General features: G+C 51.9%; 1 protein-coding gene and 1 pseudogene. One reads left to right on the top strand and one right to left on the bottom strand.

Annotation, left to right across the window (positions count from 1 at the left end):
- On the bottom strand, positions 1-396 hold a 396-nt coding region (locus I5W_RS29270), incomplete at its 3' end, for a DNA cytosine methyltransferase (RefSeq protein WP_044527939.1).
- A 905-nt stretch (positions 397-1,301) separates the two neighbouring features.
- Between I5W_RS29270 and I5W_RS01645 the strand changes: the two are divergent.
- A pseudogene (locus I5W_RS01645) lies at positions 1,302-1,693 on the top strand (PAAR domain-containing protein).

The raw sequence follows: 1,693 nt of genomic DNA on the forward strand, positions 1-1,693 counted from the left end.
AATCTTGGAAATACTTTGTGACTGCAGATTTGGAACATTTTCCATTGTCACCAAATCTGGAGTGAGCTCCTGAACGAGTCGTGAAAACTCATCTAGCAGCGGCCACTTATCGCTTTTCTCCCTCTCAGTTCCATTACGAAGCGTCGAAAATGGCTGACAAGGCGCGCATCCAGCGAGGAGCCTAGTGGATTTTTTTCGGTAGAATTTACTTAGAGAATCGCCAGTTACATTAGTAACGCTTTCTCGGATAAATTTTGCTCCGCCCATGTTTGCCGTGTAAGGAAATTCACACTTGGGATCCAGATCAATACCTGCACGGACGTTGATACCCGCCTTCCGAAGGCCATAAGAAAGCCCGCCTGCACCGCAAAATAAGTCAATGGCGTCAATTGGCATTAAAAAAATCCTATCAAAAACACAGTGTCGCCTCTAATTGCGTTGCAATATGAAGCGCGAATGCAACGAATTCTAGTGCACTTCGATTTTCAATTTTCTGAAAATTTCTCAAAATTTGCGAGCAATGCACGCCCCTTTACGGTGAACGCATAAATCTTTGCATCCGCTTTTGTTGGGTCATCAGCTTCGACAAGACCGAGCGTCATCATCGTCCCAAGCCACGGTATCAGAGTTGTCCGCAGCTCCACCACTATCGCCCCATCTTCTGTCGGCCAATGGCGCTCCAAAAGGTACTTACAGGCACCGGCGCAGTAAGCGGGTCCCCAAAAACAAGCTTGAACTCATCACGACCATTTGTCGGAAACATATTTCCCCAAATCTATTTTTTTAAGAACAAAAATGGGTAAGAAACAAGGATCAATGATAAATCGAAACTCGGCTGATCGCGGAAAGCGACAAAGCAAATTGCCATGATGTTGACGAAAAACCATCATTTCTTCGGGTGCCAGCTCTTCATAGGGTCAAGCTTAGCGAAGTAGTAAATGAGCGGATCATTAAATGGCCGATCCCCGCGTCAAAATGCGTCAAATCTGCCACCGGAAAGGCACCCTAACAGGCCAGGCGGGGCGGACCTCAGCGGCTGACGCAAATTTGAGTCAAAACCGACCTACGTAGTGGGCAGGCGCGGGGTGGGGGCAACCGCGCGCGCCGGGCTGAAAAAGGCAAAAATAGTTGCATTTTTGAAATATTTCAGTCTCTCCCCTCCTCTCCGCACCCGGCCTATGGGCTCATAGAAGCCCTCAGAGCGGCTTTCCCGCCATCTGGGAACAAATCCTGTCGTCCCTCATCCAAGCGAGCACAACAGCGCACCTCTTGTGCGCCATGCATAACCTGGCGAGGAAATCATGAGTCGTCCCTTCATCACCGTTGGAGACAAGACCAGTCACGGCGGCACGGTCATCAGTGGCGATCAGACTTTCCTGATCCACGGCAAGGCCGTGGCAGGCATCGGCGATCTGACCGTCTGCCCGCGCTGCAGAGGAACCTTCCCGATCACCTCCGGTGCCGAAGACATGATTACCAACGGCAAGGCGCCGGCTCGCGAGGGTGACCGCACAGCCTGTGGCGCGATTCTGATAGCGGCACAGGCGGTTACCACCCACGCCATGGAACAAGATGCAGGTTCCGCCGCCAGCGTCGGAAATGCCGCCAGCTCCCTGACCAATGCTGCAACCCCGGCCGAATCAGGCATCTGCCTAATTGCCTGATGAAAGCCGCAAAGTCCGGCGCACCATGA

This window comes from Herbaspirillum sp. B65 (assembly GCF_000333555.1).
Taxonomy (GTDB): Bacteria; Pseudomonadota; Gammaproteobacteria; order Burkholderiales; family Burkholderiaceae_D; genus Herbaspirillum; species Herbaspirillum rubrisubalbicans.